This window comes from Helicobacter apodemus, from assembly GCF_000765745.2.
GTDB classification, from domain to species: domain Bacteria; phylum Campylobacterota; class Campylobacteria; order Campylobacterales; family Helicobacteraceae; genus Helicobacter_D; species Helicobacter_D apodemus.
The window spans coordinates 1-5,331 of record NZ_JRPC02000038.1 but is presented as its reverse complement, the minus strand read 5'-3'; the positions used below and the strand labels follow the sequence as shown (position 1 = coordinate 5,331).

At 31.9% G+C, this 5,331-nt stretch carries 6 protein-coding genes and 1 pseudogene; all 7 read right to left on the bottom strand.

Translation table 11 applies throughout. The features are described from left to right. Window positions 1-548, bottom strand: a pseudogene (locus LS72_RS09860) (hypothetical protein); the annotation flags it as partial. 4 nt (window positions 549-552) lie between these two features. Next, on the bottom strand, window positions 553-1,233 hold the full coding sequence (locus tag LS72_RS09855) for an SH3 domain-containing protein (protein ID WP_138155310.1): 681 nt from the start codon (window positions 1,231-1,233) through the stop codon (window positions 553-555). Between the two features lie 10 nt (window positions 1,234-1,243). Then, a complete protein-coding gene (locus LS72_RS09850) occupies window positions 1,244-1,759 on the bottom strand; it encodes a hypothetical protein (protein ID WP_034555547.1) in 516 nt (171 codons plus the stop codon). Beyond that, entirely contained in the window at window positions 1,756-2,526 is a 771-nt protein-coding gene (locus tag LS72_RS09845; RefSeq protein WP_138155309.1) for a DsbC family protein, read from the bottom strand. Before LS72_RS09845 ends, LS72_RS09850 begins: the two co-directional genes overlap by 4 nt. A 28-nt stretch (window positions 2,527-2,554) precedes the next feature. Next, window positions 2,555-3,859, bottom strand: coding sequence for a TrbI/VirB10 family protein (locus LS72_RS09840; RefSeq protein WP_138155308.1), 1,305 nt, complete (start codon window positions 3,857-3,859; stop codon window positions 2,555-2,557). Continuing rightward, a complete protein-coding gene (locus tag LS72_RS09835) occupies window positions 3,856-4,638 on the bottom strand; it encodes a TraK domain-containing protein (protein ID WP_138155307.1) in 783 nt (260 codons plus the stop codon). Before LS72_RS09835 ends, LS72_RS09840 begins: the two co-directional genes overlap by 4 nt. Before the next feature lie 9 nt (window positions 4,639-4,647). Beyond that, window positions 4,648-5,208, bottom strand: a complete 561-nt coding sequence (locus LS72_RS09830; protein WP_138155306.1) for a TraE/TraK family type IV conjugative transfer system protein — start codon at window positions 5,206-5,208, stop codon at window positions 4,648-4,650. Between the last annotated feature and the right edge of the window lie 123 nt (window positions 5,209-5,331).

Sequence of the window (5,331 nt, the reverse complement as noted above, 5' to 3'; positions counted from 1 at the left end):
TAACCGTGATAGTTTCCATCCTTGCTTACAAATGGGAATATTACAATTTGAGCAAACAATGGTTGCCTGTATAAAGGCATATTATTGGGAAGCTCTACAATATTTTGCTCTTGAGCTTCTTGCTTATTAGATTGTGCGAAACTTGGAGAGTTTTTTAGAAGTGTGCTTATAACTTCTTTATCAGAAAATTTTGTATTATCCTCTTGCATTATGGAAGCTAGTTCTTTATCTAAATCATTCTTTTGAATAGAAGTTATTTTTGTCATACAACCACTAAAGAATACTATTAAAAGGGGCGTAGAAAAGACAACAAAAAGGTTTTTAGCATTTGGGATATAATTCTTTGGGGTAATTGCCACAGGCTCTCTACCCCTGTGGCAAAATCTATGCCCTTTATGAAAGGAACTAAGATGATTGCCATAAAATTCATCTTGGTTGTAATTATACTCCTTTGTGTAATTGCAGTCAAGGCTTATTAGCCTTTCCCCTGTTAGGGGAGAGATGAATTTACAAATATTAGATTGAAATTTTCTTAATAATTTTTTCATAATACTATTCCTTAGTTTTTTCATTATCTTTACTTTCCTCAGATAAGGTTTCTTTGATATTTTGAACCGCTTCTTCATTGGTCTCTTTGTAGATATTATTAGATTTACTTTCTTTAGAGGATTCTTGGGAGAGGTCTTGAGTTATTTCTTGAGTTAAATTAACATTATGAAAATGCGTCCAACCTCCTTGCTCTAGCTCATACCAAATGTTATTTCCAATCCTTTCATAATTAACAATATTTACAGTATCACCTGCATTAAAACGATTGACAATTGCGTAATCTAATCCTGCTTTCTCCCTTATATTGCTTCCCCTTGTAAATGTAACTTTCACTATCTCTCTATTGTTTAAAATGTTTAAAATCTCTGTGCTTTCTTTAGCCTTTTTTTGAGGATTTATATTCACAACACTAGCCCTATATTCTAGTGTTTTATCTTGAGCTAACATTATCTTTTCAATCTTTGGTCCTAAATTTTTAGCAACCATCAATAAATTATCGGTATTTCTTTGTGTCCTATCCTCTAAATCCTTAATACGCTCTTTTAAGTCTTTATTCTCTTTTAGAACTCTAATTAAGGCACTTTTGATTAAATCAAAAGATTCTTGATTGATTTGCACACTTGGATTTGCATTAACAATATTTGCAAAACTTCCCAACAATCCTATTAAAACCATTTTTTTCATTAATGCTCCTTTAGGGTATATTGCTTGTATCTTGCAGAGTTCTTAGTGAATCATCATCTGAAGCCTTATTAAGACTTTCATCTTTTAATCTTTTAGTATAGGCGTTATTGTCTTTAATAAGATATTCTAAAACTTGCTGGTTATTTGGAGTTTCATAGCTATAATCCACTAAAGAATCCTCACTAATATTAAAAATGATGGGTCTGTTATTTTGTAATTGCTTAATGCTTATAGCATTAACAATCTCTTGCAATCTTTTGTCATTCTTTTGTTTTGAAAAAATTTCAGTGGGAGTTATTTTTTCCTTTTCTTTGGTATTATTTTTATCACTAGAAGATTTAATGCGTAGAGTATCCATATCATTACTAAGCTCATATACTTCCATAACAGAATTACACACACCAGCATCTTTCCCTCTCTCACATTTGAAGTTATCCCTATAAGGAAGCATAGTCGAACAAGCAGTGAATAAAAAAATAATAGATACAGAGAGTATAGAACCTACTACAACACTTTTATTTTTCACTTTGTTTCCTCCTTTATATATTTACTAAACCTTGCAATATCAGCCCCCTCAATTTGCTCTACAACAATATTTTTTGCTTTATCAAGCACATATATCATAGGTGTTCCTTGAATTTGTAATTTTGCACTTTTTTCTTGCATCTTTTTTAGTGTATCCCTTGCTTTTTGAGTGATTTTAATATTTTGGTCTTTTTGGGTGGTGCGAGTAATGTGCATTGCTTGTTTAAAATCTTTTGCACTTAAAATCTCTAAACTCCATTTTTCTGCATTAGGGTGAAAAGAAAGAGGCAAGAAATTTACTAAAACAGTGGCATTTTGCTGCTCTAACCATTCCTCTAATCTATTGCAGAAAGGACATTCAGGGTCAGTGAATATTAAAAACTCATAATCTTTGCTTCCTTTGCCATAGACTAATTTTTTTGTGTCTTTAACAAGATAATCTATATCCATATCTTGCATTTGTGTTTGGCTAAGCTCTTTTCCCCACTCCTCTCTATCATTTGCTGTAATATTAATACCACCTGCTGTGTAAAGCTCACCTACAAAAATTGCTCTATTAAAGGGATTAATATAAAGGATATTTCCATTTTCTAAATAGGCTTTATAAAATCCATCAATTTGTGCTCTTTCCACTTTCAAGACTTTTGTGCTAGGAATAATTCCTCTAACAAGACTTTCCTCGTGCTGTTGAGTTAAGCTTAAATTCTCACTTGCAAATAATGCAATACTTAAACCTAAACTCATTAAGCTTAATTTAAAAATTTTCATTGTTTATCCTTAGTATTATTTGTGTTATTTATGATTCCTCTAGTGTCTTTAACTCAACCCTAGAAGTTGTTGTAATAGTTATCTCTCTACCCGCAGAAATTTCAATAACAGGGCTAATTTGGTCTGCCATCTTTAAATAAAAATCCGCTAGTTTTTCAGCACTGGCACTTAATCCTTTAAAAATACCGCTACGCATTGCTTCAGTAGCTGTTTGATTAGTCGGGGTAGAAGTTACTCCACTTCCACTAACAATGGTTGTGGCATTGGTTTGTCCAAAGCTATTGCCTACACCTTGTAAAAATCCTGCTATTAAGGTTCTAGCTAATAAAGCCCCTTGTTTTGTAACAACTGCACCTTTTAAACCTGTCTTTCCATCTTCTCCAGCAACTGAACCCGCAAAATTGACTTCAATATGCTTACCCTCATCTGTAATACAAGCAAGAGTGTTAGTCCTAATATAAGCTCTCTCACTTGTCAAATCGCCATAACCCTCTGCAGTGATAAAACAATCTTTAATATCATATTGCCAAGTATTAGGTAAAATGGAAGTATCTATAACACGCATTAAAATAGGTAGAGGATTAGTCTTAGCTTGAGTCATTGTAGGTGCATCAAATCCACTTAAGAGAACTGCTCTTGTTATACTTCCTGTGGGAATGATATGTAAGGGCTTTTTTTCTGCTTCTTGCTTTTGTATTTCAGGCTTTGGTGCAACATTAATATATGCCAAACTATCTTCTAAGGAAGTATATCGAACAGAAATATCTTCGGACATTTGTGGAATCTCTCCAAGCTGTGATATTCCAAAATTATTACCCTCATTAGGTTTAGGGAAGTTTGTATAAAGCTCCCTTCTACCCAAATCATCCAATTCTACTTTATTTAAATCAGGAAGTTTATTACTACTTGTAGGGGTAGGGGGAGGAAGATTTTTAAACTTTGTTTGCTCCTCTCTTTGCTTCTCTTTTTCATTGACTAAATCTTTTAGAATAGATTGCATTTTGCTAAGTTCTTGTTCTAACTTTTCATTTTTAGTCGTTAGAGTATCTATTTTCTTTTTGGCTAGGTCCATATCTTCTGAAGCAGAGCCTATCCAATTTGTTTTTGCCATCTCATCTTTATCTACAAGCTTAAAATTACCAGCAATTTTTTCTGCTCTTTCTTTTTCTGTCGTTTCATCATTAACTGTAAATCTCAACAATATAAACAATACTAAAAATACAATTACAAGGATGACAATTAACTTGCCCCTTTGCTTCCTTTGTGTTTGTGTTATATCTCCATTGTCATTGCTAATAAACCTATTAAAGAACCCTTGTAGCTTCTCTCTCATTTTTTAGCCTTTGTGATAATCACTACTTTAGCACTTCCTAAAGGCAAGAGATGATTGATTTCATTGTCATAATAAATGCTAATTGATTTAGGAGAACCATCAGCAATTGCAATAAACTCTTTAGGATTAAGAATAATGGCTTCTTTAGTTTTGTTTTTGACTTCTAATAAATGTGCGGAATATAAAACTCCCTCATAGGTGTTTAGATAAGATATTTTTATATCTCTTAAATCTTTTAAAAGTTTTGGTCTCTCTTTTAGCTTATAGCCCTGTGGAGTTCCACCTTTTAAAATGAATTCTGTAATTTTTGATAAGGTTGCAACATAGTCATTTTCCCTTTCATATTTTAAAACCTCTTTTTTATCGACACTAAAATCATTAACTATAATGGTTTGTGCTTCAATATTTTTAGGGTTTAGGGCAAAAGAAAAAGTCCCATTTGCGGTTACAAAAAAGACTTCTGCACCTTTTGCATTATCATATAAAATCTCAGGGTCTCCTATAATCTCTGTTTGGTTACCAACTGATCTGATATTTTCTTTCTTAGTTGGCACATATTTGATAAAGGCTTGATTTTCATTAAGCTGAATATCTATACCCTTTTCTTTAGAATAGGCAATATCAATGATTTTACTAGGTAAAACTAATCTATTGACACTAGTTTGTGAAACATTGATATTTATTGTTTCTAAGCTGGGATTATCAATAATTACAGCTCCTAAAGAAATCTGTGCTAAAGAAAGAAACACTAAGATTATTCCTGCAAGTTTATTTTTCATCTTTGTCCTTTATTTATTCTCTTTTATTTCAATTGCGTTAATCCAAAATCTACCTTGTTCTATCTTGTATCCAATATTCACTAGGTAGGGCTTTGAGCTTATCACCTTATCACCGATAATATCTTTGATAATGCCTTGCACTACTATTTCGCCCTTTTTATCGGCATTAACAGCAGATAAAAAGAAGGTTCTTGAAATGGAATTTGCAATAACATACTCATTTTGAGAGACTAGCTCTGTTTTAACTTGATTGTAATATGCAGCATCAATAAGTGGCATAATGTTATCTATATTGCTAGAGGCATTATGTTTTGTAATGTTTAAAAGATTAAAAACTATGAATTGTGCCATCTCGTGTAGATAAGATTTTGAAACTTCATTGCCTGAAATCCAAAACTCTTGAGCTACCATTTTAGGCGGTATAAATACAATTTTTTGACTATCTGTTCTTGAGATGATGATATAAATAAGAAAGACGATTAAAAGAACTAATGCTGTTGTAATAAATCTAAAAGTGATGTTTTCAAAGATATACTTATCAAGCTTATTTTTAAAAATGTTATTTAACAAGCAATCCTCCTATTTACTCACCTAGAAAATATCGCATATAAGAGGGTGGAAATGTTTTTGTTTTTTTAATTCCTACCATATAGAGAATGTGTTTAAAAAAGCCTCTAACTTTGCTTTTCTTTA

Bases quoted from the DNA above. Each gene is read 5' to 3' on its own strand.
- LS72_RS09835 (WP_138155307.1), bottom strand. From the start codon at position 4,638: ATGAAAAATAAACTTGCAGGAATAATCTTAGTGTTTCTTTCTTTAGCA.
- LS72_RS09855 (WP_138155310.1), bottom strand. From the start codon at position 1,233: ATGAAAAAAATGGTTTTAATAGGATTGTTGGGAAGTTTTGCAAATATT.
- LS72_RS09845 (WP_138155309.1), bottom strand. From the start codon at position 2,526: ATGAAAATTTTTAAATTAAGCTTAATGAGTTTAGGTTTAAGTATTGCA.
- LS72_RS09840 (WP_138155308.1), bottom strand. From the start codon at position 3,859: ATGAGAGAGAAGCTACAAGGGTTCTTTAATAGGTTTATTAGCAATGAC.